The organism is Pseudomonas sp. RT6P73 (assembly GCF_054897715.1).
Genome location: NZ_JBUBUV010000002.1, coordinates 1,257,016 through 1,281,249 on the forward strand (window position 1 = coordinate 1,257,016; position 24,234 = coordinate 1,281,249).

Here is a 24,234-nt window from a genome sequence, read left to right on the forward strand (position 1 = left end):
CGAGGAATTCGTCATGGCTTTAACAGTAAACACCAACGTCACATCGTTGAACGTTCAGAAGAACCTCAACCGTGCTTCCGACGCTCTGTCGACTTCGATGTCTCGTCTGTCTTCCGGCCTGAAAATCAACAGCGCTAAAGACGACGCCGCCGGCCTGCAAATCGCTACCCGTATGACTGCGCAAATCCGCGGTCAGAACATGGCGATCAAAAACGCCAACGACGGTATCTCGATCGCTCAGACCGCTGAAGGCGCGATGCAGGAATCGACCAACATTCTGCAGCGTATGCGTGAACTGGCAGTTCAGGCACGAAACGACTCGAACGGCACTGCAGACCGCGTCGCTCTGAACAAAGAGTTCATGGCTCTGTCGGACGAAGTGACTCGTATCGCTCAGTCGACCAACCTGAACGGCAAAAACCTGATCGACGGCACCGCTGGCACCATGACCTTCCAGGTTGGTTCCAACAGCGGTACCTCCAACCAGATCACTCTGACTCTGGCCAGCGGCTTCGACGCTACTACCTTGTCCGTTAACTCGGCTGCCCTGCAGATCACTGGTAACAGCTCGGCTACCGCTCAGGCTTCGTTCACCGCTGCTGTGACCCGTATCGACGCGGCTCTGGCAACAATCAACGCCAGTCGTGCTGACCTCGGTGCTGCACAAAACCGTCTGACCAGCACCATCTCCAACCTGCAAAACATCAACGAGAACGCTGAAGCTGCTCGTGGTCGCGTACAAGATACCGACTTCGCTGCTGAAACTGCCCAGCTGACCAAGCAACAAACTCTGCAACAAGCTTCCACCGCAGTTCTGGCTCAGGCCAACCAACTGCCATCCGCTGTACTGAAACTGCTTCAGTAATAGCTGATTGAGTTTTGGCGAGGGGTGTGCGCTGGTCGTGCCCTCTCGCTTTTTTACTTTTAGAGGTGATGGACATGGATATGAGCGTGAAGCTGAACTTGTCTTATCCGACGGCGAAGCACGCAACCCCGGTTGCTGAGACGCCTGCGGAAAAGCCTCGAGCGGAGCCCGCGAAAGTGGTCGACGTCAAGGAGGTGCGCAAGAGCGCACAAACCGAGCAGGACAAATTGAAAATGGCTGTTCAAGAAATTGAAAAGTTCGTTCAGTCGGTCAAGCGCAATCTGGAGTTCTCGATTGATGAGCCTTCAGGCCAGGTTGTTGTAAAAGTGATTGCCAGTGAATCCGGTGAGGTGGTCCGTCAGATCCCCAACGAAGAAGTCCTGAAACTGGCCAATAGTTTGAATGATGCAAGCAGCCTGTTGTTCAGCGCTAAAGCCTGATAACTGGCACGAATTTTGTTGCTATGTTCTTTTGGGCGTTGTAGTGGTCAAAAGGCCGGCGACACACTGAAGGGAGTTACACATGGCAAGTCCAATTTTACCGGGCACAGGTTTAGGTTCAGGCCTTGATACCGGTGCTATCGTCAAAGCTTTGGTGAACGCTGACAAAGCGGCCAAGCAAGGTCAGATCGACCGTGGGACCGCCACCAACTCGGCGAGTATTTCCGGGGTCGGTACATTGAAGTCGCTGCTGGCTACATTCCAGACGGCGCTCAAGGATCTGGGTAACGCGACATCCCCTCAGTTCACGGGTTTTGCTGCGACCACTGCCAACGCCAAAGTGGTAACCGCCACCGCAAACAACTCCGCGGTCGCCGGCACTTACACCGTCGCCGTCACTAAATTGGCCACCAGCTCGAAAGTGGCCAGTGCTGCCTTCGCCGGTGGTCCAACCAGCCCGGTCCCGTCAGGCACCCTGACGATCAATCAGGGCGCCAAGTCCTACACCGTTAACGTTGCGGCGGGTGCCACCCTGCAACAGGTTCGTGACTCCATCAACACTTCGTACCAGGGCAGTGGTCTCAGCGCCAACATCGTGACCGACAGTTTCGGTTCGCGTCTGGTGCTGGGTTCCAGCACCACGGGTGCCGGGTCCGAGCTCAAGGTCAGCGGTATTGCCGGTCTGGACATGGACGGCACGGTGAAAATGGCGGCCACGCCGACTGCAACGTCTTCGGGCGCCATCGGTGAACTTCCTGTGGATGCGCTCTACAGCGTTGATGGCTTGGCCATGAGCAGTCCTTCCAACACCGTGAGTAACGTTTCCGGGTTGTCCATGACCTTGCTGTCCGTGGACACCACCACCGTAACCGTCGCCGGCAACAACGATGGCCTGAAGGCTTCGATCCAGAAGTTTGTCGATGCCTACAACGCCGTGGCCACCGCAGTGACGTCCTTGACCAAACCGTCCCTGGACGACGATGGCAAGCCGACCGTCCCTGCCGCGCTGACCGGTGATGCGATGCCGCGTGCGATTCTGTCTGCCCTGCGTGGCCCCTTGACCACGGCCGGTGCCGGCGACAAGCTGACCGTGCTCTCGCAATTGGGGATCAACACTGACCAGAAAACCGGCGCACTGAACTTCGACACTGCCAAGTTCACCGCGGCCATGAATGACAAGAAGCTCGGTGGCGAGGTTCAGACCCTGTTTACCGGTACCAACGGTCTGCTCGAGCGCATGAACAATGTGATCAAGCCGTACACCGATACCGGTGGTATTCTGGATACCCGCACCACCAGCCTGAATAAGGCCAAAACCAAACTGGCCGAAGATCAGGGGGCGCTGGACCGCCGGATCGAGAACCTGACCGCTGTACTGACTAAAAAGTACAACGACATGGATACACTCGTTGGTAAGTTGAAAGCGACCGCCAACAACATTACCTCGATGTTTGAGGCGATGACTGCGCAGCAGAAGAACTCGTAACACGCACAACGCCAAAAGCCCGGCAGCGTTTTCAAGCGCTCCGGGCTTTTTGCATTTGAATCTAAAGTTTTTTGACGCGTCGTCGATACACTGGTTAGACGAACTACAGAATTTTGATGAGGTACAACATGAATCCAATGTTAGCCCTTCGCCAATACCAGAAGATTGGCGCTCAAGCGCAAACTTCTGAAGCCAGCCCGCATCGTCTGGTGCAGATGCTGATGGAAGGCGGTCTTGATCGTATCGCCCAGGCCAAAGGCGCGATGGAGCGCAAGGACATCCCGAACAAGGGTGTTCTGATCGGCAAGGCCATCGGCATCATCGGTGGTTTGCGTGAAGGCCTGGACCTCGAGAATTCCGTCGAAACGGTCGGTGAGCTGGACAATCTGTACGCCTACATGATGAAGCGTCTGGCCGAAGCCAACATCAAGACCGATCCGAAGATTCTCGACGAAGTCGCTGATTTGCTTCGTACTGTCAAAGACGGTTGGGATGGAATTGCCGCACCGGGTCCGCAGTTTTAAGGAGATCACCATGAGTCTTGTATTGCAGCGAATCGAACACACCCGCGACGCCCTGGTCGGTGCATTGGCCGAGCGAAACTGGGAGGCCATCGGTGAGTTGGACCTGGCGTGCCGTTCCTGCATGGAAGACGTCTTGAGTGAAGCTTCGGTGGACGAAGCCGCGTTGCGCGACAATCTTGAGGAGTTGCTGGGGGTGTACAAGCAGCTTCTGGAGGCGGCGACGGGGGAGAGGCAGGCGATAGTCGACGAGATGTCGCAGATCCATCAAGCACAGAACGCGGCAAAGGTTTACCATCTGTTTGGTTAATTAACCCTCAGTTAATCCAAACATAGTGCGCCATAAATTTGACTGTGCACGGTTTTTTGACTTAACTAGTGGCTGGTTCCAGATTTCAGGCGTCTACAGGCATAACGTGTCTGCAAGCGTCTAGCTTGCCCCCTCATTTTGGGCATTGAGTTGACTAGGGAAGTTGCTATTGCATGTGGCGTGAAACCAAAATTCTGCTGATTGATGACGATAGCGTCCGCCGCCGCGACTTGGCGGTGATTCTAAATTTTCTCGGTGAAGAAAATTTACCCTGCGGCAGCCATGACTGGCAGCAGGCGGTCGGCTCATTGTCATCAAGTCGTGAAGTGATCTGTGTCCTCATCGGGACGGTCAATGCGCCTGGCGCACTTCCGGGCTTGTTAAAGACACTCGCCACCTGGGATGAGTTCCTTCCGGTTTTGTTAATGGGTGATAATTCTTCCGTTGACTTGCCTGAAGACCAGCGTCGCCGAGTGCTTTCGACCCTCGAAATGCCGCCCAGCTACAGCAAATTGCTCGACTCGCTGCACCGTGCCCAGGTCTATCGCGAGATGTATGACCAGGCCCGCGAGCGCGGTCGTCATCGCGAACCCAACCTTTTCCGCAGCCTTGTCGGCACCAGCCGGGCGATCCAGCACGTCCGTCAGATGATGCAGCAAGTGGCCGACACCGACGCCAGTGTGCTGATCCTGGGCGAGTCCGGCACCGGCAAGGAAGTGGTCGCGCGCAACCTGCATTACCACTCCAAGCGCCGTGACGCGCCGTTCGTTCCCGTCAACTGCGGGGCGATCCCGGCCGAGTTGCTGGAAAGCGAATTGTTCGGCCACGAGAAGGGCGCCTTCACCGGCGCCATCACCAGTCGCGCCGGGCGTTTCGAACTGGCCAACGGCGGCACCCTGTTCCTTGACGAAATCGGCGACATGCCGCTGCCGATGCAGGTCAAGTTGCTGCGCGTATTGCAGGAGCGCACCTTCGAGCGCGTGGGCAGCAACAAGACCCAAAGCGTCGATGTGCGCATCATTGCGGCGACGCACAAGAATCTCGAAAGCATGATCGAGATCGGCACCTTCCGCGAAGACTTGTACTACCGCCTGAACGTGTTCCCGATCGAGATGGCGCCGCTGCGCGAACGTGTCGAAGACATCCCGTTGCTGATGAACGAGTTGATCTCGCGCATGGAGCACGAGAAGCGCGGTTCGATCCGCTTCAACTCGGCGGCGATCATGTCGCTGTGCCGTCACGGCTGGCCGGGCAACGTTCGCGAACTCGCCAACCTGGTGGAGCGCATGGCGATCATGCACCCGTACGGGGTGATCGGCGTGGTCGAATTGCCGAAGAAATTCCGTTACGTCGATGATGAAGACGAGCAACTGGTCGACAGCCTGCGCAGCGACCTTGAAGAACGAGTGGCCATCAACGGTCATACCCCGGACTTCACCGCCAACGCCCTGCTGCCGCCGGAAGGCCTCGACTTGAAAGATTACCTCGGTGGTCTGGAGCAGGGGCTGATTCAGCAGGCGCTGGATGATGCCAACGGCATCGTGGCCCGCGCTGCAGAACGCCTGCGTATCCGTCGTACCACGCTGGTGGAAAAGATGCGCAAGTACGGCATGAGCCGTCGCGACGGTGATGAACAGGCGGATGATTGACGCCTGTTTTTCAAGTCGTTCATTTGTAGGCGGTTTTTTTTAGGCACGGGTATTGCTACAGCCCTCGCAACGTTCCGTTTAACTGACGGTCAGCCAAGCGAGAGAGCACGATGCCCCAAGCCGCCCAGATGTCTCCTGTCCCAGATGTTTCGGGGCAACCGTCGTCCGTAGAGCAGGCAAGCCGGCTTGGCCTTGAGCAGGCGTTCTCGCTGTTCAACCAGATGTCGAGCCAGTTGACCGATTCCTATAGCATGCTTGAAGCCCGGGTCACCGAGCTAAAGGGCGAGCTGGCGGTGGTCAGTGCTCAGCGCATGCAAGAGCTGGCGGAAAAAGAACGCCTGGCCAACCGTCTGCAAAACCTCCTCGATCTGTTGCCCGGCGGCGTCATCGTCATCGATGCCCAAGGTATCGTGCGCGAGGCCAACCCGGCGGCCTGCGAGTTGCTCGGTCTGCCCCTCGAAGGCGAACTCTGGCGCCATGTCATTGCGCGCTGCTTTGCACCCCGCGAAGACGACGGTCACGAAATCTCCCTCAAGGACGGTCGGCGTCTGTCGATCGCCACTCGCTCGCTGGATGCCGAGCCTGGGCAGTTGGTGTTGCTCAACGACCTGACTGAGACCCGCCATCTGCAAGATCAACTGGCCCGTCACGAACGCCTGTCGTCCCTCGGTCGCATGGTCGCTTCGTTGGCCCATCAAATTCGTACGCCACTGTCCGCCGCCTTGCTCTACGCCAGTCATTTGACTGAGCAGGAATTGCCGGTCGCCACGCAACAGCGTTTCGCCGGGCGCCTGAAAGAGCGTTTGCATGAGCTGGAGCATCAGGTCCGCGACATGTTGGTGTTCGCTCGCGGCGAGTTGCCGTTGACTGACCGTGTCACGCCCAAGCAGCTGATGCAGTCGCTGCAATCGGCGGCGCTGACCCATGTTCAGGACCTGCCGATTCGCTGGCAGTGCGACAGTCATGCCGGTGAGTTGCTGTGCAACCGCGACACCCTGGTCGGCGCGATTCTCAATCTGATCGAGAACGCGATTCAGGCCAGTGCTGGCGATGCCCGATTGAAGGTGCATTTCTATGCCCGTGAAAACACTCTGCGCGTGTGTGTCAGTGACAGCGGCAGCGGTATCGACGGCAAAGTGCTGGCGCGCCTGGGCGAGCCGTTTTTCACCACTAAAACTACCGGGACCGGCCTGGGCCTGACCGTGGTCAAGGCCGTGGCCCGTGCTCATCAGGGAGAATTGCAGTTGCGCTCGCGGCCGGGTCGCGGCACCTGTGCGCAGGTCATCCTGCCGCTTTTTTCCGGTGAACAGCCCAACGCTCAGGGAGCGGAGTGAAGGACATGGCAATCAAGGTTCTGCTGGTCGAGGACGACCGCGCGCTACGCGAAGCACTGGCCGATACGCTGCTGCTCGCGGGGCACGATTACACCGCAGTCGGTTCGGCGGAAGAAGCGCTGGCGACAGTCGGCAATGAGGCGTTCAGCCTGGTGATCAGCGACGTCAACATGCCGGGCATGGACGGCCATCAACTGCTCGCTTTGCTGCGAGCGCGCCAGCCGCAATTGCCGGTGTTGCTGATGACCGCTCACGGCGCCGTCGAGCGGGCCGTCGATGCGATGCGCCAGGGTGCGGCGGATTATCTGGTCAAGCCGTTCGAGCCCAAAGCCTTGCTCGACCTGGTGGCGCGGCACGCCTTGGGCGCGCTCGGGGCGACCGAGAGCGAAGGGCCGATCGCCTTCGAGCCGGCCAGCGTGCAATTGCTGGAACTGGCTGCACGGGTCGCACGCAGCGATTCGACGGTGTTGATCTCCGGCGAGTCCGGGACCGGTAAGGAGGTCCTGGCGCGCTACATCCATCAGCACTCCCATCGCGCCAGTCAGCCGTTCATTGCGATCAACTGCGCGGCGATCCCCGACAACATGCTCGAAGCCACTTTGTTCGGTCACGAAAAAGGTTCGTTCACCGGCGCCATCGCGGCGCAGGCAGGCAAGTTCGAGCAGGCCGATGGCGGAACCATCCTGCTCGACGAAATTTCTGAAATGCCTCTTGGGCTCCAGGCCAAGTTGCTGCGTGTGTTGCAGGAGCGCGAAGTCGAACGGGTCGGCGCACGCAAGCCGATCACCCTGGACATTCGGGTCGTGGCGACCACCAACCGTGATCTGTCCGGTGAAGTGGCGGCGGGGCGGTTTCGTGAAGACCTTTTCTATCGGTTGTCGGTGTTTCCGCTGGCCTGGCGTCCGTTGCGCGAGCGCACCGCCGACATCCTGCCGCTGGCCGAGCGTCTGTTGGCCAAACACGTCAATAAAATGAAGCATGCCGCGGCGAAACTGTCGCCCGAGGCGCAGGCGTGCCTGGTCGGTTATCCATGGCCGGGCAACGTGCGTGAGCTGGACAACGCGATCCAGCGCGCCTTGATTTTGCAGCAGGGTGGTTTGATCCAGCCTCAGGATTTCTGCCTGTCCGGGCCGGTGGCCTGTGCACCGTTGCCGACATTGGCGCCGGCGCGTGCGGTGGAGGTCGAGGCTGAATCGGCCGGGGCGTTGGGCGATGACCTGCGCCGCCGTGAATTCCAGATGATCATCGACACCTTGCGCACCGAACGCGGCCGCCGCAAGGAAGCCGCCGAGCGATTGGGCATCAGCCCGCGCACCCTGCGCTACAAACTGGCGCAGATGCGCGACGCCGGAATGGATGTGGAAGCTTATTTGTTCGCCACTTGATTCGATTTTTGTAGCAGCTGGCGAAGCCTGCGTTCGGCTCGGGCCGCGTTCGGACGCAGCAGTCGTGAAATCAGTCAGCGCGGTGTTTCAGAAAGACTGAGTGTTCAAACTTTACGACTGCTGCGCAGCCGAACGCAGCCTCGCGCTGCTCGGCAGCTGCTACAGGTCGTGTTACGGCTTGAAAGTTTGGAATGAGGGCCAAGGATGGGCTTTTGTTCAGAGTGGCCACGGAGCTGGCACCCTTGTTGCTAACACCTCACTACCCGCCGAGTGAGTGTCAAAAAATTGCGGGTCGCCAACGAGAGTAGACGATGAGCCAAGGTATTGAATTTAATCGGTTGATGCTCGACATGCGTTCCATGCAAATGGATGCCATGTCTGCGCCTAAATCGACTGCCGCAGTCCCTGAACTGGGTGGCAGCAGCTTTTCCGACATGCTCGGTCAGGCCGTCAATAAAGTGAACGACACCCAGCAGGCGTCCAGTCAGTTGGCCAGTGCCTTCGAGATCGGCAAAAGTGGCGTCGACCTGACGGATGTAATGATTTCCTCGCAGAAGGCCAGCGTGTCTTTTCAGGCGTTGACCCAAGTGCGCAACAAGCTGGTTCAGGCATACCAAGACATCATGCAGATGCCGGTTTAAGGACGAATTGAGTCATGGCAGAAGCAATCGCCGATAACGTTCCGGCCAAGGCCACTCCAATAGACGGCAAACCGCCGCTGTTCGGGTTGTCCTTCCTGGAAAACCTCTCCGAGATGACCATGTTGCGTCAGGTGGGCCTGTTGGTCGGCCTGGCTGCGAGCGTGGCGATTGGTTTTGCCGTAGTGCTGTGGTCGCAGCAACCGGATTACCGGCCTCTGTACGGCAGTCTTGCCGGTATGGACGCCAAGCAGGTCATGGAAACCCTGGCCGCCGCTGACATTCCCTACAACGTCGAACCCAACTCCGGTGCCTTGCTGGTCAAGGCCGAAGACCTGTCCCGTGCGCGGCTCAAGCTCGCGGGCGCTGGTGTCACTCCCAGCGATGGCAACATCGGTTTTGAGATCCTCGACAAGGACCAGGGCCTGGGGACCAGCCAGTTCATGGAAGCGACCCGTTATCGTCGCGGCCTCGAAGGTGAACTGGCTCGCACCATTTCCAGCCTGAACAACGTCAAGGGTGCCCGCGTGCACCTGGCGATTCCGAAGAGTTCGGTGTTCGTGCGTGACGAACGCAAGCCAAGCGCTTCGGTTCTGGTTGAACTGTATTCCGGCCGTTCGCTGGAGCCGGGTCAGGTGGTGGCGATCATCAACCTGGTCGCGACCAGCGTTCCCGAGCTCAGCAAATCCCAGATCACCGTGGTCGACCAGAAGGGCAACCTGCTGTCGGATCAGGCGGAAAATTCCGAACTGACCATGGCCGGCAAGCAGTTCGATTACAGCCGTCGCATGGAAACCATGCTGACCCAGCGCGTACACAACATCCTGCAACCGGTGCTGGGCAACGACCGCTATAAAGCCGAAGTCTCGGCCGACGTGGACTTCAGTGCCGTCGAGTCGACCTCCGAGCAGTTCAACCCGGATCAGCCGGCGTTGCGCAGCGAGCAGTCGGTCAACGAACAACGTACCGCCAGCAATGGCCCGCAAGGTGTGCCGGGTGCCTTGAGCAACCAGCCGCCATCGCCAGCCTCCGCGCCGCAAACCACCGGTGGCAGCACCGCAGCGGCCGGCATGGTGCAGCCAGGCCAGCCGTTGATCGATGCCAACGGTCAACAAATCATGGACCCGGCCACTGGTCAGCCGATGCTGGCGCCATACCCGGCGGACAAGCGTCAACAATCCACCAAGAACTTCGAACTCGACCGCTCGATTAGCCACACCAAGCAACAGCAGGGTCGTTTGAATCGCCTGTCGGTGTCGGTGGTCGTGGATGACCAGGTCAAGATCAACGCCGCGAATGGTGAAACCACTCGCGCGCCGTGGAGTGCCGATGAATTGGCGCGCTTCACTCGCCTGGTGCAGGACGCCGTCGGTTTCGACGCCAGCCGTGGTGACAGCGTCAGCGTGATCAACATGCCGTTCTCCGCCGAGCGCGGTGAAGTGATTGCCGATATTCCGTTCTACTCCCAGCCGTGGTTCTGGGACATCGTCAAGCAAGTGCTGGGTGTCTTGTTCATCCTGGTGCTGGTGTTCGGTGTGCTGCGTCCGGTGCTCAACAACATCACCGGTGGCGGCAAAGGCAAGCAGCTGGCCGGCATCGGCAGCGACGTGGAACTCGGTGGCATGGGCGGCCTGGACGGCGAACTGGCCAACGACCGCGTCAGCCTCGGTGGCCCGCAAAGCATCCTGCTGCCGAGCCCGAGCGAAGGCTATGACGCACAGTTGAATGCAATCAAGAGTCTGGTGGCAGAAGATCCGGGTCGCGTGGCCCAGGTCGTGAAAGAGTGGATTAACGCAGATGAGTGATAACCGAGCCGTTGCCGCCAAACTGACCAAGGTCGACAAAGCCGCGATTCTGCTGCTGTCCCTGGGTTCGACCGATGCTGCCCAAGTGTTGCGCCACATGGGGCCTAAAGAGGTCCAGCGTGTGGGTGTGGCGATGGCCCAGATGGGCAACGTGCACCGCGAGCAGGTCGAGCAGGTCATGAGCGAGTTCGTCGACATCGTCGGCGACCAGACCAGCCTGGGCGTCGGTTCCGATGACTACGTGCGCAAAATGCTCACCCAGGCACTGGGCGAAGACAAGGCCAACGGCCTGATCGATCGCATCCTGCTGGGCGGCAACACCAGCGGCCTCGACAGCCTGAAGTGGATGGAACCGCGCGCCGTCGCCGACGTGATCCGTTACGAGCACCCACAGATCCAGGCGATCGTGGTGGCGTACCTCGACCCGGATCAGGCCGGTGAAGTGCTCGGCAACTTCGACCACAAGGTGCGTCTGGACATCATTCTGCGGGTCTCCTCGCTGAACACCGTGCAGCCAGCGGCCCTGAAAGAACTCAACCAGATTCTCGAGAAGCAGTTCTCCGGCAACTCGAATGCCTCGCGCACCACCCTGGGTGGCATCAAGCGTGCGGCCGACATCATGAACTTCCTCGACAGCTCGATCGAAGGCCAACTGATGGATTCGATTCGCGAAGTCGACGAAGACCTGTCCGGTCAGATCGAAGACCTCATGTTCGTGTTCAACAACCTGTCCGATGTCGACGACCGCGGGATTCAGGCGTTGCTGCGTGAAGTGTCCTCCGACGTGCTGGTGCTGGCCCTCAAGGGTTCGGACGAAGGCGTCAAGGAAAAGATCTTCAAGAACATGTCCAAACGAGCGGCCGAACTGTTGCGCGACGACCTCGAGGCCAAAGGCCCGGTGCGTGTCAGCGACGTGGAAACCGCGCAGAAAGAAATCCTCACCATTGCCCGCCGTATGGCCGAAGCCGGAGAAATCGTTCTCGGCGGGAAGGGCGGCGAAGAGATGATCTAAGGTCACTATGTCGTCCAAACATGATGAGTCCCAGACCGACCTGATCCGAGGCAAGGACGTCGCCGGTTTCGACGTCTGGGCGTTGCCCAGCTTCGATCCTTTTGTGCCGGAACCCGAGCCGGAACCCGAGCCCGAACCACCGGAAATGGAAGAGGTGCCGCTGGATGAAGTCCAGCCACTGACCCTCGAAGAACTCGAAGCGATTCGCCAGGAAGCCTACAACGAAGGTTTCGCCGTGGGCGAGAAAGAGGGTTTCCACAGCACCACGCTCAAGGTTCGCCAGGAAGCCGACGCGGCGCTGGCGCCGAAGATCGCCGGCCTTGAACAGCTGATGGCCAACCTGTTCGAGCCTATTGCCGAGCAAGACACGCAGATCGAAAAGTCCCTGGTCGACCTCGTGCAGCACATCACCAAACAGGTGATTCAGCGCGAACTGGCCATCGACTCGACGCAAATCGAACACGTCATGCGTGAAGCCCTCAAGCTCTTGCCGTTGGGCGTGGGCAATGTGCGGCTGTACATCAACCCGCAAGATTTCGAACAGGTCAAAGCCCTGCGCGAGCGCCATGAAGAAACCTGGCGCATCGTCGAGGACGAGTCACTGCTACCCGGCGGTTGCCGGGTCGAGACCGAACACAGTCGCATCGACGCCACCGTTGAAACCCGCGTTGCCCAGGTCATGGCCAAGCTGTTCGATCAGTTGCATGACCAGGCCTTGCACCCGGCTGCGCCGGATCTGAGCCTGGAACTGCCGGTCGACGAAAAGCCTGCGGTCGCTGCGGTCGAGCCGACACTGGACGAACCCGATGCGCCTTGATCGCACCAGCTTCGCCAAGCGCCTCGGCAGTTACGCCGAGGCCACGGAGCTTGCCGGCGCACCGATCCTCGAAGGCCGTCTGCTGCGCATGGTCGGCCTGACCCTCGAAGCCGAAGGTTTGCGCGCCGCCATGGGCAGCCGCTGCATGGTCATCAACGACGACAGTTATCACCCGGTGCAGGTCGAAGCCGAAGTCATGGGCTTCTCCGGCAGCAAGGTATTCCTGATGCCCGTGGGCAGCGTCGCCGGCATTGCGCCCGGTGCCCGCGTGGTTCCTATGGCGGACACCGGCCGCTTGCCGATGGGCATGAGCATGCTCGGACGGGTGCTTGACGGCGCCGGTCGTGCGCTGGACGGCAAGGGCGGCATGAAGGCCGAAGACTGGGTGCCGATGGACGGCCCGACCATCAACCCGCTCAAGCGCGAACCGATCAGCGAGCCGCTGGACGTGGGTATTCGTACCATCAACGGTTTGTTGACGGTGGGTCGCGGTCAGCGGCTCGGGCTGTTCGCCGGTACCGGCGTCGGTAAATCCGTGCTGCTGGGCATGATGACCCGCTTTACCGAGGCCGACATTATCGTCGTCGGGCTGATCGGTGAGCGGGGTCGTGAGGTTAAAGAATTCATCGAGCACATCCTCGGTGAAGAAGGGCTCAAGCGTTCGGTCGTCGTCGCCTCGCCTGCGGACGATGCGCCGCTGATGCGTCTGCGTGCCGCCATGTACTGCACGCGCATCGCCGAGTATTTTCGCGACAAGGGCAAGAACGTCCTGTTGCTCATGGATTCGCTGACCCGTTTCGCCCAGGCCCAGCGGGAAATCGCCTTGGCCATCGGCGAACCACCTGCGACCAAAGGCTATCCGCCTTCGGTATTCGCCAAGTTGCCGAAACTGGTGGAGCGGGCCGGTAACGCCGAGAAGGGCGGTGGCTCGATCACCGCGTTCTACACCGTATTGTCCGAAGGTGATGACCAGCAGGACCCGATTGCCGACTCGGCCCGAGGCGTGCTCGACGGGCACATCGTGCTGTCCCGACGGCTGGCGGAAGAAGGTCATTACCCGGCCATCGATATCGAAGCCTCCATCAGCCGGGTCATGCCGTCGGTGGTCAGCCCCGAGCACATGGCGCGCGCGCAAATGTTCAAGCAATATTGGTCGCGCTATCAGCAGAGCCGCGACTTGATCAGCGTCGGCGCCTACGTGCCGGGCGGTGATCGGGAAACCGACGTCGCGATTTCCCTGCAGCCGGCCATGACCACTTATCTGCGCCAGGGCTTGAACGACAACATCGGCATGGGCGCCAGCGAAAACCACCTCGCCTCGATCTTCGCCCCGGCAGCGGGCGGCTAACCGGCCATGGCCCTGAGCCGTGCGGCACGCCTGGCACCCGTGGTGGAAATGGCCGAAAAGGCCGAAAAAACCGCGGTCATGCGCCTCGGTCACTTCCAGGGCCAGGTTCGTGTGGCGGAAAGCAAGCTCGCCGACCTCGAAAACTTCCGCCTCGAATACCAGGAACAATGGATCGTGCGCGGCAGCACGGGCGTTTCCGGCCAGTGGTTGCTCGGCTATCAGGGCTTTCTTGCGCAACTGGGCACCGCCATCGATCAGCAGCGCCAAAGCCTGAACTGGCACCAGAACAACCTGAACAAGGCGCGCGATTCCTGGCAGCAGGCGTTTGCCCGGGTCGAAGGCCTGCGAAAACTTGTACAGCGCTACATGGACGAGGCGCGGCAGCTGGAAGACAAGCGCGAGCAGAAGCTGCTGGACGAGTTGTCCCAGCGGTTGCCGCGGCATGATCCGTATTGAGGATCATGCCTTGTCGGGCGCGTTTTCTTGCAATGGACAAGCACTGTTAGCGCGTTACTAGGCTTCTACGCTGAATCGGAATTCAGCAGACTGACCTTGCTCGATACCGTTTCTGCGGACGGTGTAATACAGGGCAGCATTTGTTCCGATCAGTTGGTGGTCATGAGCGTCGTCAAGTTTGACGCCGACCTCACCGCTCGAAACGCCACCAGGCGACGCATACGCGTCCCTCGAGTATTCGGCACCGTTCGCTCCGCTGATGTGGAAAGTCACTTTATCGTTTGGCTCGACTTTAAACTTCGCCATGACTGCTACTTTGCCGCTGTCGAATTCAGCTTTCGTTACATGGTTGGGGGATTGAGTATTTTTTAGAAAAGGAATTCTGAAGTTCATCGTTTCGTTTGACATAACCGGCAGCCTCGCTTGCGAAAGTGATTAATCGTTAATGCGGGTCCGATTAGAGGCGGCCGGTATCATCTTTGCCTACTGTCAGATCTGACAGTAGCGACGAGCGGCAGGTATCAAACCTCGGTTTCTGACCCTGTTGGAGAGCACTTCCCGGTTGCTGCCATCCTCACCAAGTGCTAAACCTTGTACACGTACGTTCCCCCATGACAAGGAAGCCGCTAAAAATGTCAGTCGTTACAGAAATCTCCCAGGATGGGCAAAAGCTGACGATTTCGATCAAGGGAAGATTCGATTTCGGCAAGCATCAAGAATTTCGTAATTCTTACGAAAACCTCGAGAAAAAACCCGAATCCTACGAAGTGAACCTCAAAGAGGCTACCTACCTCGACAGTTCCGCACTCGGCATGCTCTTGCTGTTGCGTGATCACGCCGGCGGCGAGAATGCTGAAATCACGTTGACCAACGCCAACGCCGATGTGCGCAAGATTCTCGCCATCTCCAATTTCGAACAAATCTTCGACGTTGCATGACCGCCATGCAGCCGTCGCTTGAATCGCTGACGATTCTCATCGCCGAAGACAGCGCGGCCGATCGCATGCTGTTGTCGACGATCGTCCGGCGCCAGGGCCATGAAGTGCTGACGGCCGCCAACGGTGCCGAAGCGGTCGAAGCGTTTCGCGAGCAACGGCCGCACCTGGTGCTGATGGACGCGATGATGCCGGTGATGGACGGTTTCGAAGCGGCACGCCAGATCAAGGCGTTGGCGGGGGAAACCCTGGTGCCGATCATCTTCCTGACCTCGCTGACCGAAAGCGAAGCCCTGGCCCGTTGTCTGGAGGCCGGTGGCGACGATTTTCTGGCAAAGCCCTACAACCAGGTGATCCTCGCCGCCAAGATCAAGGCCATGGACCGCTTGCGTCGGTTGCAGGCCACGGTGTTGCAGCAACGTGACTTGATCGCCAGGCATCATGATTACTTGCTCAACGAGCAGCGGGTGGCCAAGGCTGTGTTCGACAAGGTGGCGCACTCTGGCTGCCTGAGTGCGCCGAACATCCGCTACCTGCAATCCCCTTATGCGCTGTTCAACGGCGACCTGCTGCTCGCGGCGTTCACCCCGGCCGGCGACATGCACGTGATGCTGGGTGATTTCACCGGTCACGGTTTGCCGGCCGCCGTAGGCGCCATGCCCCTGGCGGAAGTCTTCTATGGCATGACCGCCAAGGGTTACGGCCTGGCCGAAACCCTGCGCGAGATGAACGCCAAACTGAAACGCATCCTGCCGGTGGACATGTTCTGCTGCGCCACCTTGCTGTGCCTGAGCTTTCAGCGACGCTCGGTGGAAGTCTGGAACGGGGGGATGCCGGACGGGTACTTGCACAGCATCGCCTGCGGTAAACGGACGCCGCTGCCGGCGCGGCACTTGCCGCTGGGGGTGCTGAGCCCGCAAACCTTCAATGACCGCACCGAAGTGTTTCCGATGGCCGTCGGCGATCGGGTGTTCCTGCTGTCCGACGGGGTCATCGATACCTGCGATGCCAACGAGCAGTTGTTTGGGGTGGAGCGGTTGCAGCGGGTGTTTGCGGCCAATCGCCAGCCGGACACGCTGTTCGAGGAGATCGAGCAGGCGCTGCGGGATTTTCGTGGCGAGGCGCGCGATGACGTGAGCATGGTCGAGGTCAGTCTGCTGGAGGCTGCGCAACTGACCCCGCCGGCGCCGGTGTATTCCGACAGCGGCCAGTCCTGTCCGCTGGACTGGTCGGTGAGTTTCGAGTTTCGCGCCGCGACCCTCAAACGCTTCAATCCACTGCCGTATCTTTTGCAATTGCTGCTTGAGGTCCACGGCCTGCGGGCTCAGAGTGGCGCGCTCTACAGCGTGTTGGCAGAGCTTTATTCCAATGCCCTGGAGCACGGCGTGCTCGGTCTGGATTCAAGCCTCAAACGTGATGCTTCGGGGTTCGCACGCTATTATCAAGCGCGCAATGAGCGGCTGGAGGCGTTGCACGACGGCTATGTGCGGGTGCATTTGCAGGTCGTGCCGACTGGCAAGGGCGGGAGCCTGATTGTGCGCGTGGAGGACAGCGGCAAGGGCTTTGATGTGGCGCGGGTGATGGAGCGTCCTGTCGATGGCGGCCGTCTGTCGGGGCGCGGCGTCAGTCTGATCCGTCAATTGAGCCGTAGCGCGAGCTGGTCCGACGATGGTCGAAGCGCATGCGTGGAGTTTTTCTGGGAGGCTCTGGCATAATTCACCCATTCTTGATCAAGGAGTGAGCAAGTGGCTGACACACATCTGGACCGCGACGTGCTGAGCGCGTTGCAGGAAGTCATGGAGGATGAGTATCCGACGTTGCTGGAGACCTTCATCGCCGACTCCGAAGACCGCTTGCGCGTCTTGCGCCAAGCCGAAAATGCCGCGCAACTCATGAATGCCGCCCATAGCTTCAAGGGCAGCAGCAGCAATATGGGCGCCATTCGCCTGGCCGAGCTGTGTCATGAGCTTGAGCAGCGCGCTAAGGAAAAAAGCCTCGCAGGCATTGAAAAACTGGTCGGCGAAATCGACGGTGAATTCGCCATTGTCCGACCGCTGTATGAAGCGGAACGACAGCGCTCTTTGACTGAATAAAGCGACCGTCCGGCGCTTTTGGCACCTGTCGAGCCAACCTGGCTCGACCTTTGCAGTCTTCTCACTCAACTGTACCTACGATCCCAGTGCAGCGGAGACCGTTTTATGCCCGTTACCCCCAATTCGCTTCTTCAGGCCGTCGCGACGGTCAAGACTCAAGCCGCCTCCGCCAATACCCCGGCGCCGGCCGCTGAGCCAGGGGACAAGGCGCCCAGCTTCGCTGATGTTTACGCCGATCAAGCCCAGAACAAGCCTTCTGTGGTCGCTGATAAATCGACCAAGCCTGCGGCCGACAGTGCTGCGCAAGGCGCCGGCAAACCGGATGTCAGCAGTGATAAGTCTGCCGCCGCAGAACCTGCGGTTGCCGATAGCGGCAAATCCTTGCCCGCCGATAAACCGGCGCCGACCGACGACGCCACTGCCAGCGACGACCAGCCCGAGGCCAGCGAAACGCCGGTGGTCGATACGTCGCCTGTTGCTCCGGGCCTCGATCCGGCCCTTGACCCGGCCCTTGACCCGGCCCTTGACCCGGCCCTTGATCCTGCGTTGATGCAGGCGGTGCAGCCGTTGGTGGCCGTGCCGGTCGCGCAAACCACTGCGCCCGTTTTCACGAGCGCAGCGCCACAGGTTGAAGCGCCGGTTGCCGCCGCCGCGGTCGTTGCCGCGACCGCGCAAGCAGCGCCCGTCACCGATAGCGATTTCGATCCCGAAGCGGATCCGCTCGACGCGCTGCCCGCCGTGCGCATGGCCATGGAGCAAAGCGGTCACGTATCAGCCAGCAGCCAGTCCCAGCCAAAAGCCACGCCAGCCCAAACCCAGGCTGACGGTGAGCTGACGACGGCGCAGAACTTTGCCGCCGGCATGGCGAGCATGCTCGATGTGCAAGCCGACAAGGACAGCACCAGCCAGGGCGGCGAGAAAGCCTTCAGCGGTCTGATCGACAGCGGTCTCAAGGATTTGACCTCCGCCAGCAGCGATACCCGTGTCGATGACTTCGCCAACCGTCTGGCGGCACTGACCCAGGCGGCCACCCCGAAAACCGCCAACGCCTTGCCGGTGAACCAGCCGATCGCCATGCATCAGAGTGGCTGGACCGAGGAAGTAGTCAACCGCGTCATGTACCTCTCCAGCGTCAACCTCAAGGCGGCCGACATCCAGTTGCAACCGGCTGAGCTGGGGCGTCTCGATATCCGCGTGAACATGGTTCCGGACCAGCAGACCCAAGTCACTTTCATGAGCGCCCATCCAAGCGTTCGCGAAGCGCTGGATAGCCAGATGCATCGACTGCGTGACATGTTCACCCAGCAGGGCATGGGGCAGGTCGACGTCAACGTGTCCGACCAGTCTCGTGGCTGGCAAGGTCAGGGGCAGGATCAGGCTCAACAGGGGCAGGGCGGTCGGACCAGCGCCAATGGTGGTCGTCTTGATGCCATGGATGAAGAGGTCGCGCCAAGCGTGGCTGAGGTAGCGGTAACCGCTACCAGCGTGATCGGCTCCAGCGCCGTCGACTACTACGCCTGATCGAACACCCCCCCTGTGGGAGCGAGCCTGCTCGCGATAGCGGAGTAACAGTCAACGCAGATGTTGAATGTTATGACCTCATCGCGAGCAGGCTCGCTCCCACAGGGGTTTGTAGCGCTCCGACTAAAGCCTCCCAGACACTTCTGGCATAACACTTGCTCTTGCCTTGCCGTGCGACTGTGAAAACCCGAATAGTGACGGATTATTGGCATGGCGAAGAGCGACGCAGTAGTAAAAGACCCCGCAACCAAAGGCAAGATCAAGCTGATCATTGTGATCGTGGTGGCCCTGCTGCTGGCGATCGGCATGTCCGTGGGGGCGACCTGGTTCTTCATGCACAGCGCCCAGAGCAAGCCCGCCGCCGCTGAAACCGCAGTGGTCGGCAAGCAACCAGCGATTTTCGAGGCTATGGCCCCGGCGTTCGTGGCCAACTACAACGTGAGTGGCCGCCAGCGCTACATGCAGGTGAGCATCACCATGCAAGGCCGTAATCAGGCTGATCTGGAAGCGCTCAAAGTGCACATGCCGGTCATCCGCAATAACCTGGTCATGCTGTTCTCCGGCCAGGATTTTGCCGCGCTGGCGACCCCGGTCGGCCAGGAGATGTTGCGTCAGAAGGCCACGGCCAGCGTCCAGGAAGTGGCGCAGAAAGAACTCGGCAAAGTGGTTATCGAACAGCTGCTTTTTACTAATTTCGTACTGCAGTAGGAACACGACATGGCCGTGCAGGACCTGCTGTCCCAGGATGAGATCGATGCGCTGTTGCATGGCGTCGACGATGGTCTGGTACAGACCGATAACGTTGCTGAACCCGGCAGCGTCAAAAGCTACGACCTGACCAGCCAGGATCGCATCGTCCGCGGACGCATGCCGACCCTGGAGATGATCAACGAGCGTTTCGCCCGCTACACCCGCATCAGCATGTTCAACATGCTGCGCCGCTCGGCGGACGTTGCCGTCGGTGGTGTGCAGGTGATGAAGTTCGGCGAATACGTGCACTCGCTGTACGTGCCGACCAGCCTCAACCTGGTCAAGATCAAGCCATTGCGTGGCACCGCGCTGTTCATCCTCGACGCCAAACTGGTGTTCAAGCTGGTGGACAACTTCTTCGGCGGCGACGGCCGTCACGCCAAGATCGAAGGGCGTGAATTCACCCCCACTGAGCTGCGCGTCGTGCGCATGGTGCTGGAGCAGGCCTTCGTCGATTTGAAGGAAGCCTGGCAGGCGATCATGGAAGTGAACTTCGAGTACATCAACTCGGAAGTGAACCCGGCCATGGCCAACATCGTCGGCCCGAGCGAAGCGGTGGTGGTCTCGACTTTCCACATCGAACTCGATGGCGGTGGCGGCGACCTGCACGTGACCATGCCGTACTCGATGATCGAGCCGGTGCGCGAAATGCTCGACGCCGGCTTCCAGTCGGACCTGGACGATCAGGACGAGCGTTGGGTCAACGCCCTGCGCCAGGACGTGCTGGACGTCGACGTGCCGATTGGTGCCACGGTTGCCCGTCGCCAGTTGCGCTTGCGCGACATCCTGCACATGCAGCCGGGGGATGTGATCCCGGTCGAGATGCCGGAAGAAATGATCATGCGCGCCAACGGCGTGCCGGCCTTCAAGGTCAAGATGGGCTCGCACAAAGGCAACCTCGCGTTGCAGGTGATCGAGCCGATCGAGCGCCGCTGACCGGCGCTCCAACCCCCTATTAATTGGCTGCTCTTGATTGAGCAGTTGCCCGCCGAGGACACATGATGAACGACGATATGAACGCCCAGGACGACCAGGCACTGGCTGACGAATGGGCCGCCGCCCTGGAAGAAACCGGTGATGCCGGCCAGGACGACATCGACGCCTTGCTGGCTGCCGACGCCGCCAGCTCGCCGTCCAACCGTCTGGCGATGGAAGAGTTCGGCAGCGTGCCGAAGAACAACGATCCGGTCACCCTGGACGGTCCGAACCTCGACGTGATCCTCGACATCCCGGTGTCGATTTCCATGGAAGTGGGCAGCACCGACATCAACATCCGCAACCTGCTGCAACTCAACCAGGGTTCGGTGATCGAGCTGGATCGCCTGGCTGGTGAGCCGCTGGACGTGCTGGTCAACGGTACCCTGATCGCCCACGGCGAAGTGGTCGTGGTCAACGAGAAGTTCGGCATCCGCCTGACTGACGTGATCAGCCCAAGCGAACGTATCAAGAAGCTGCGCTAAGTGAAAAAGGTTCTAGGGCTTCTGCTTGCGTTGCCGTTCAGTGTTCTGGCAGCCGAACCTGTGGCCACGGCTGCAACGGCCGCTGCGGCGCCAGCGGCCAGTAGCGGTGTGGCCGGGCAATTGACGCAGTTGGTGTTCGGCTTGCTGCTGGTGCTGGGGTTGATCTTCTTCCTCGCCTGGTTGTTGCGCCGGGTCCAGCAGGCCGGGCCGGCTGGCAAAGGCCAGGTGATCGAGCTGATCGGTTCCCGCGCACTGGGCCCGCGTGACCGTTTGATGCTGGTGCAAGTCGGCAACGAGCAGATTCTGCTTGGCCTGAGCCCCGGCACCATCACCGCGCTGCATGTGCTTAAAGAGCCGATTGAAGTGCCGACCACCACTGAGAAAGCGACTCCGGAGTTCGCCCAGCATCTGTTGAAGATACTCGGCAAGGATCAGAAGGATAAGAAGTAATGGGTGCGTTACGCATCGTCTTGACGCTGGCCCTGATGCTGGCCGCGCCGCTGGCGTTCGCCGCCGATCCGTTATCGATCCCGGCGATCACCCTGGGCACCAACGCCGCCGGCGCTCAGGAATACTCGGTCAGCCTGCAAATCCTGCTGATCATGACCGCGCTGAGTTTCATCCCGGCGTTCGTCATGCTGATGACCAGTTTCACCCGGATCATCATTGTCTTCTCGATCCTGCGCCAGGCCCTGGGTCTGCAGCAGACGCCGTCGAACCAGATCCTTACCGGCATGGCGCTGTTCCTGACCCTGTTCATCATGGCGCCGGTGTTCGACCGGGTGAATCAGGACGCCTTGCAACCGTATCTGGCGGAGAAACTCACCGCTCAGGATGCCGTGGCCAAGGCCCAGGTGCCGATCAAGGACTTCATGCTGGCGCAGACGCGCAGCAGCGATCTTGAGCTGTTCATGCGCCTGTCCAAGCGTACCGACATTGCCTCACCGGATCAGGCGCCGCTGACCATTCTGGTGCCGGCCTTCGTGACCTCGGAGCTTAAAACCGCGTTCCAGATCGGCTTTATGATCTTCATTCCGTTCCTGATCATCGACCTGGTCGTGGCCAGTGTGCTGATGGCCATGGGTATGATGATGCTCTCGCCGCTGATCATTTCCCTGCCGTTCAAGATCATGCTGTTCGTGCTGGTGGATGGCTGGGCGTTGATCATCGGCACCCTGGCGAGCAGCTTCGGCGGTGTGTCGCCATGACGCCGGAAGTAGCGGTAGACATCTTCCGCGAAGCGCTGTGGCTGACCACCATGATGGTCGCCGTGCTGGTGATACCGAGTCTGCTGGTGGGCCTGCTGGTGGCGATGTTCCAGGCCGCCACGCAGATCAACGAACAGACCCTGAGCTTCCTGCCGCGCCTGCTGGTCATGCTGGTGACGCTGATCGTCGCCGGCCCGTGGATGGTGCAGACGTTCATGGAATACATCCTGCAGCTGTACGGCAGCATTCCCCAGGTTATCGGCTAAACCATGTCGTCGCTGCTGCAGCTGACCGATACCCAGATCAGTACATGGGTGGCGACGTTCATGTTGCCGCTGTTTCGCGTCGGTGCGTTGCTGATGGTCATGCCGGTGTTCGGCACGACCCTGGTGCCCAAGCGCGTGCGGTTGTACTTCGCGCTGGCGATCACCCTGGTGATTGCGCCGGGGCTGCCGCCGATGCCGCCGATCAATGCGCTGGATTTGAGTGCGCTGCTGCTGATTGCCGAGCAGATCCTCATCGGCGCGGTGCTGGGTTTTTCCTTGCAGTTGTTCTTCCAGGCGTTCGTGGTGGCGGGGCAGATCGTCTCCATTCAGATGGGCATGGGTTTCGCGTCGATGGTCGACCCTACCAACGGTGTCTCGGTGGCGGTGATCGGGCAGTTCTTCACCATGCTGGTGACGCTGTTGTTCCTGTCCATGAACGGCCATTTGGTGGTCTTGGAAGTTCTCGCGGAAAGCTTTACCACCATGCCGGTCGGCAGTGGCTTGATGGTCAATCATTATTGGGAGCTGGCCGGCAAGCTCGGTTGGGTTCTCGGTGCTGCGTTGTTGCTGGTACTGCCGGCAGTCACGGCGCTGCTGGTGGTCAACATTGCCTTCGGCGTAATGACCCGGGCCGCGCCGCAGCTGAACATCTTTTCCATCGGTTTTCCGCTGACCCTGGTGCTCGGGCTGTTCATCGTCTGGGTCGGTCTGGCGGACATCATCAATCAGTATCAACCGCTGGCCTCCGAGGCCTTGCAGTTTTTACGCGAACTGGCACGGGCGCGCTGAGTCATGGCTGAGAGCGAAAGCGGTCAGGACAAAACAGAAGACCCCACGGAGAAACGTAAAAAGGACTCCAGGGACAAGGGTGAGGTCGCGCGCTCCAAGGAACTCAACACCCTGGCGGTCATGCTCGCCGGCGCTGGCGCGCTGCTGATTTTTGGCGGTGCCTTGGCGCAAGACCTGATGGAACTGATGCGGATGAACTTCACGCTGTCGCGGGAAGTGATTCTGGATCAGCGCAACATGGGCACCTTCCTGATGCACTCGGGGCTGATTGCCCTGTTGTCGGTTCAACCGGTGATGATCACCTTGTTGCTGGCCGCTTTGATCGGCCCGATTTCTCTGGGTGGCTGGCTGTTTGCAGCGAGCTCGATGGCGCCGAAATTCAGTCGCATGAACCCTGGCGCGGGGCTGAAGCGGATGTTCTCGGGCAAGGCGCTGGTCGAACTGCTCAAGGCCTTGGCGAAGTTTTTCATCGTGCTGTTCGTGGCGCTGGCGGTGTTGTCTTCCGACATCGACGACCTGATGCGCATCGCGCACGAGCCGTTGGACATGGCGATCATTCACAGTCTGCAAGTGGTGGGCTGGAGTACCTTGTGGATGGCGTGCGGGCTGATCATCATCGCTGCCGTCGACGTGCCGGTGCAGCTGTGGGAAAGCCATAAGAAACTGCTGATGACCAAGCAGGAAGTGCGCGACGAGCACAAGGATCAGGAAGGGAAGCCGGAGGTCAAACAGCGCATTCGCCAGTTGCAGCGCGAGATGTCCCAGCGCCGGATGATGGCGGCCATCCCCGAAGCCGACGTGGTCATTACCAACCCGACTCACTATGCCGTCGCCCTCAAGTACGATCCCGACAAGGGCAGTGCGCCGGTGTTGCTGGCCAAGGGCAGTGACTTCCTCGCCTTGAAGATTCGTGAGATCGCCGTGGCCAACAATGTACTGCTGCTCGAATCGCCGGCCCTGGCGCGTTCGATCTACTACTCCACGGAGCTGGAGCAGGAAATCCCCGGTGGGTTGTATCTGGCGGTCGCTCAGGTACTGGCCTACGTCTACCAGATCCGCCAATACCGAGCGGGCAAGGGCAAGCGTCCGGATCCGCTCAAGGATGACTTGCCGATCCCGCCTGATTTGCGGCGCGATTCCTGAGTA

At 60.0% G+C, this 24,234-nt stretch carries 27 protein-coding genes; 26 read left to right on the plus strand and 1 reads right to left on the minus strand.

Annotation, left to right across the window (positions count from 1 at the left end):
* The first annotated feature begins 13 nt into the window (after positions 1-13).
* The 14 genes from ACYZT6_RS06180 (at position 14) to fliJ (ending at position 14,066) form a co-directional block, all read left to right on the plus strand.
* Positions 14-865, plus strand: a complete 852-nt coding sequence (locus ACYZT6_RS06180) for a flagellin domain-containing protein (protein WP_462026154.1) — start codon at positions 14-16, stop codon at positions 863-865.
* Positions 866-939: 74 nt separating this feature from the next.
* A complete protein-coding gene (locus tag ACYZT6_RS06185; RefSeq protein ID WP_462026155.1) occupies positions 940-1,305 on the plus strand; it encodes a flagellar protein FlaG in 366 nt (121 codons plus the stop codon).
* A gap of 82 nt (positions 1,306-1,387) precedes the next feature.
* A complete protein-coding gene (gene fliD / locus ACYZT6_RS06190; protein WP_462026156.1) occupies positions 1,388-2,791 on the plus strand; it encodes a flagellar filament capping protein FliD in 1,404 nt (467 codons plus the stop codon).
* A gap of 128 nt (positions 2,792-2,919) precedes the next feature.
* Positions 2,920-3,315 carry a flagellar export chaperone FliS gene (gene fliS / locus ACYZT6_RS06195; protein ID WP_462026157.1) on the plus strand — a complete coding sequence of 132 codons (396 nt, stop codon included), beginning with the start codon at positions 2,920-2,922 and terminating at the stop codon, positions 3,313-3,315.
* A 10-nt stretch (positions 3,316-3,325) separates the two neighbouring features.
* Complete coding sequence (locus ACYZT6_RS06200) at positions 3,326-3,622, plus strand: hypothetical protein (RefSeq protein ID WP_008044601.1); 297 nt, start codon at positions 3,326-3,328, stop codon at positions 3,620-3,622.
* Positions 3,623-3,795: 173 nt separating this feature from the next.
* A complete protein-coding gene (locus ACYZT6_RS06205; RefSeq protein WP_131061623.1) occupies positions 3,796-5,271 on the plus strand; it encodes a sigma-54 dependent transcriptional regulator in 1,476 nt (491 codons plus the stop codon).
* A gap of 110 nt (positions 5,272-5,381) precedes the next feature.
* Positions 5,382-6,605: a sensor histidine kinase gene (locus ACYZT6_RS06210; RefSeq protein ID WP_462026158.1), complete on the plus strand. Its 1,224-nt coding sequence runs from the start codon at positions 5,382-5,384 to the stop codon at positions 6,603-6,605.
* A gap of 5 nt (positions 6,606-6,610) precedes the next feature.
* On the plus strand, positions 6,611-7,990 hold the full coding sequence (locus ACYZT6_RS06215; protein WP_462026159.1) for a sigma-54-dependent transcriptional regulator: 1,380 nt from the start codon (positions 6,611-6,613) through the stop codon (positions 7,988-7,990).
* A gap of 311 nt (positions 7,991-8,301) precedes the next feature.
* Complete coding sequence (fliE, locus tag ACYZT6_RS06220; RefSeq protein WP_010456962.1) at positions 8,302-8,631, plus strand: flagellar hook-basal body complex protein FliE; 330 nt, start codon at positions 8,302-8,304, stop codon at positions 8,629-8,631.
* A gap of 14 nt (positions 8,632-8,645) precedes the next feature.
* The gene (gene fliF, locus ACYZT6_RS06225; protein ID WP_462026160.1) at positions 8,646-10,433 is read left to right on the plus strand and encodes a flagellar basal-body MS-ring/collar protein FliF; all 1,788 of its coding nucleotides are present in this window, start codon (positions 8,646-8,648) and stop codon (positions 10,431-10,433) included.
* Positions 10,426-11,445 carry a flagellar motor switch protein FliG gene (gene fliG / locus ACYZT6_RS06230; protein ID WP_007894195.1) on the plus strand — a complete coding sequence of 340 codons (1,020 nt, stop codon included), beginning with the start codon at positions 10,426-10,428 and terminating at the stop codon, positions 11,443-11,445. Before fliF ends, fliG begins: the two co-directional genes overlap by 8 nt.
* A gap of 7 nt (positions 11,446-11,452) precedes the next feature.
* The gene (gene fliH / locus ACYZT6_RS06235; protein ID WP_462026161.1) at positions 11,453-12,262 is read left to right on the plus strand and encodes a flagellar assembly protein FliH; all 810 of its coding nucleotides are present in this window, start codon (positions 11,453-11,455) and stop codon (positions 12,260-12,262) included.
* Positions 12,252-13,610, plus strand: coding sequence for a flagellar protein export ATPase FliI (gene fliI / locus ACYZT6_RS06240; RefSeq protein ID WP_462026162.1), 1,359 nt, complete (start codon positions 12,252-12,254; stop codon positions 13,608-13,610). The genes fliH and fliI overlap by 11 nt, the downstream gene beginning before the upstream one ends.
* Positions 13,611-13,616: 6 nt before the next feature.
* On the plus strand, positions 13,617-14,066 hold the full coding sequence (fliJ, locus tag ACYZT6_RS06245; protein ID WP_461957797.1) for a flagellar export protein FliJ: 450 nt from the start codon (positions 13,617-13,619) through the stop codon (positions 14,064-14,066).
* Between the two features lie 57 nt (positions 14,067-14,123).
* Here the strand turns inward: fliJ and ACYZT6_RS06250 are convergent, their stop codons facing one another.
* Positions 14,124-14,474, minus strand: coding sequence for a hypothetical protein (locus tag ACYZT6_RS06250; RefSeq protein ID WP_462026163.1), 351 nt, complete (start codon positions 14,472-14,474; stop codon positions 14,124-14,126).
* 224 nt (positions 14,475-14,698) lie between these two features.
* On the opposite strand from ACYZT6_RS06250, the gene ACYZT6_RS06255 reads away from it, so the two are divergent.
* The 12 genes from ACYZT6_RS06255 (at position 14,699) to flhB (ending at position 24,231) form a co-directional block, all read left to right on the plus strand.
* Complete coding sequence (locus tag ACYZT6_RS06255; RefSeq protein ID WP_462026164.1) at positions 14,699-15,004, plus strand: STAS domain-containing protein; 306 nt, start codon at positions 14,699-14,701, stop codon at positions 15,002-15,004.
* Positions 15,005-15,009: 5 nt separating this feature from the next.
* Positions 15,010-16,716 (plus strand): ATP-binding SpoIIE family protein phosphatase, encoded by a 1,707-nt coding sequence (locus ACYZT6_RS06260; protein ID WP_462029912.1) that lies wholly within the window; start codon positions 15,010-15,012, stop codon positions 16,714-16,716.
* Positions 16,717-16,746: 30 nt separating this feature from the next.
* Complete coding sequence (locus ACYZT6_RS06265; protein ID WP_462026165.1) at positions 16,747-17,094, plus strand: Hpt domain-containing protein; 348 nt, start codon at positions 16,747-16,749, stop codon at positions 17,092-17,094.
* Between the two features lie 105 nt (positions 17,095-17,199).
* On the plus strand, positions 17,200-18,615 hold the full coding sequence (locus ACYZT6_RS06270) for a flagellar hook-length control protein FliK (protein ID WP_462026166.1): 1,416 nt from the start codon (positions 17,200-17,202) through the stop codon (positions 18,613-18,615).
* 210 nt (positions 18,616-18,825) lie between these two features.
* Positions 18,826-19,323 carry a flagellar basal body-associated protein FliL gene (fliL, locus tag ACYZT6_RS06275; RefSeq protein WP_462026167.1) on the plus strand — a complete coding sequence of 166 codons (498 nt, stop codon included), beginning with the start codon at positions 18,826-18,828 and terminating at the stop codon, positions 19,321-19,323.
* A 9-nt stretch (positions 19,324-19,332) separates the two neighbouring features.
* Positions 19,333-20,301, plus strand: a complete 969-nt coding sequence (gene fliM, locus ACYZT6_RS06280; RefSeq protein ID WP_438662292.1) for a flagellar motor switch protein FliM — start codon at positions 19,333-19,335, stop codon at positions 20,299-20,301.
* A 65-nt stretch (positions 20,302-20,366) separates the two neighbouring features.
* The gene (gene fliN, locus ACYZT6_RS06285; protein ID WP_462026168.1) at positions 20,367-20,825 is read left to right on the plus strand and encodes a flagellar motor switch protein FliN; all 459 of its coding nucleotides are present in this window, start codon (positions 20,367-20,369) and stop codon (positions 20,823-20,825) included.
* Positions 20,826-21,275: a flagellar biosynthetic protein FliO gene (gene fliO / locus ACYZT6_RS06290; RefSeq protein WP_462026169.1), complete on the plus strand. Its 450-nt coding sequence runs from the start codon at positions 20,826-20,828 to the stop codon at positions 21,273-21,275.
* Positions 21,275-22,033: a flagellar type III secretion system pore protein FliP gene (gene fliP / locus ACYZT6_RS06295; RefSeq protein ID WP_462021813.1), complete on the plus strand. Its 759-nt coding sequence runs from the start codon at positions 21,275-21,277 to the stop codon at positions 22,031-22,033. Before fliO ends, fliP begins: the two co-directional genes overlap by 1 nt.
* Positions 22,030-22,299 (plus strand): flagellar biosynthesis protein FliQ, encoded by a 270-nt coding sequence (gene fliQ / locus ACYZT6_RS06300; RefSeq protein ID WP_219095676.1) that lies wholly within the window; start codon positions 22,030-22,032, stop codon positions 22,297-22,299. Before fliP ends, fliQ begins: the two co-directional genes overlap by 4 nt.
* A gap of 3 nt (positions 22,300-22,302) precedes the next feature.
* Positions 22,303-23,088, plus strand: coding sequence for a flagellar biosynthetic protein FliR (gene fliR / locus ACYZT6_RS06305; RefSeq protein WP_462026170.1), 786 nt, complete (start codon positions 22,303-22,305; stop codon positions 23,086-23,088).
* Between the two features lie 3 nt (positions 23,089-23,091).
* Positions 23,092-24,231, plus strand: a complete 1,140-nt coding sequence (gene flhB, locus ACYZT6_RS06310) for a flagellar biosynthesis protein FlhB (RefSeq protein WP_462026171.1) — start codon at positions 23,092-23,094, stop codon at positions 24,229-24,231.
* The last annotated feature ends 3 nt before the right edge of the window (positions 24,232-24,234 follow it).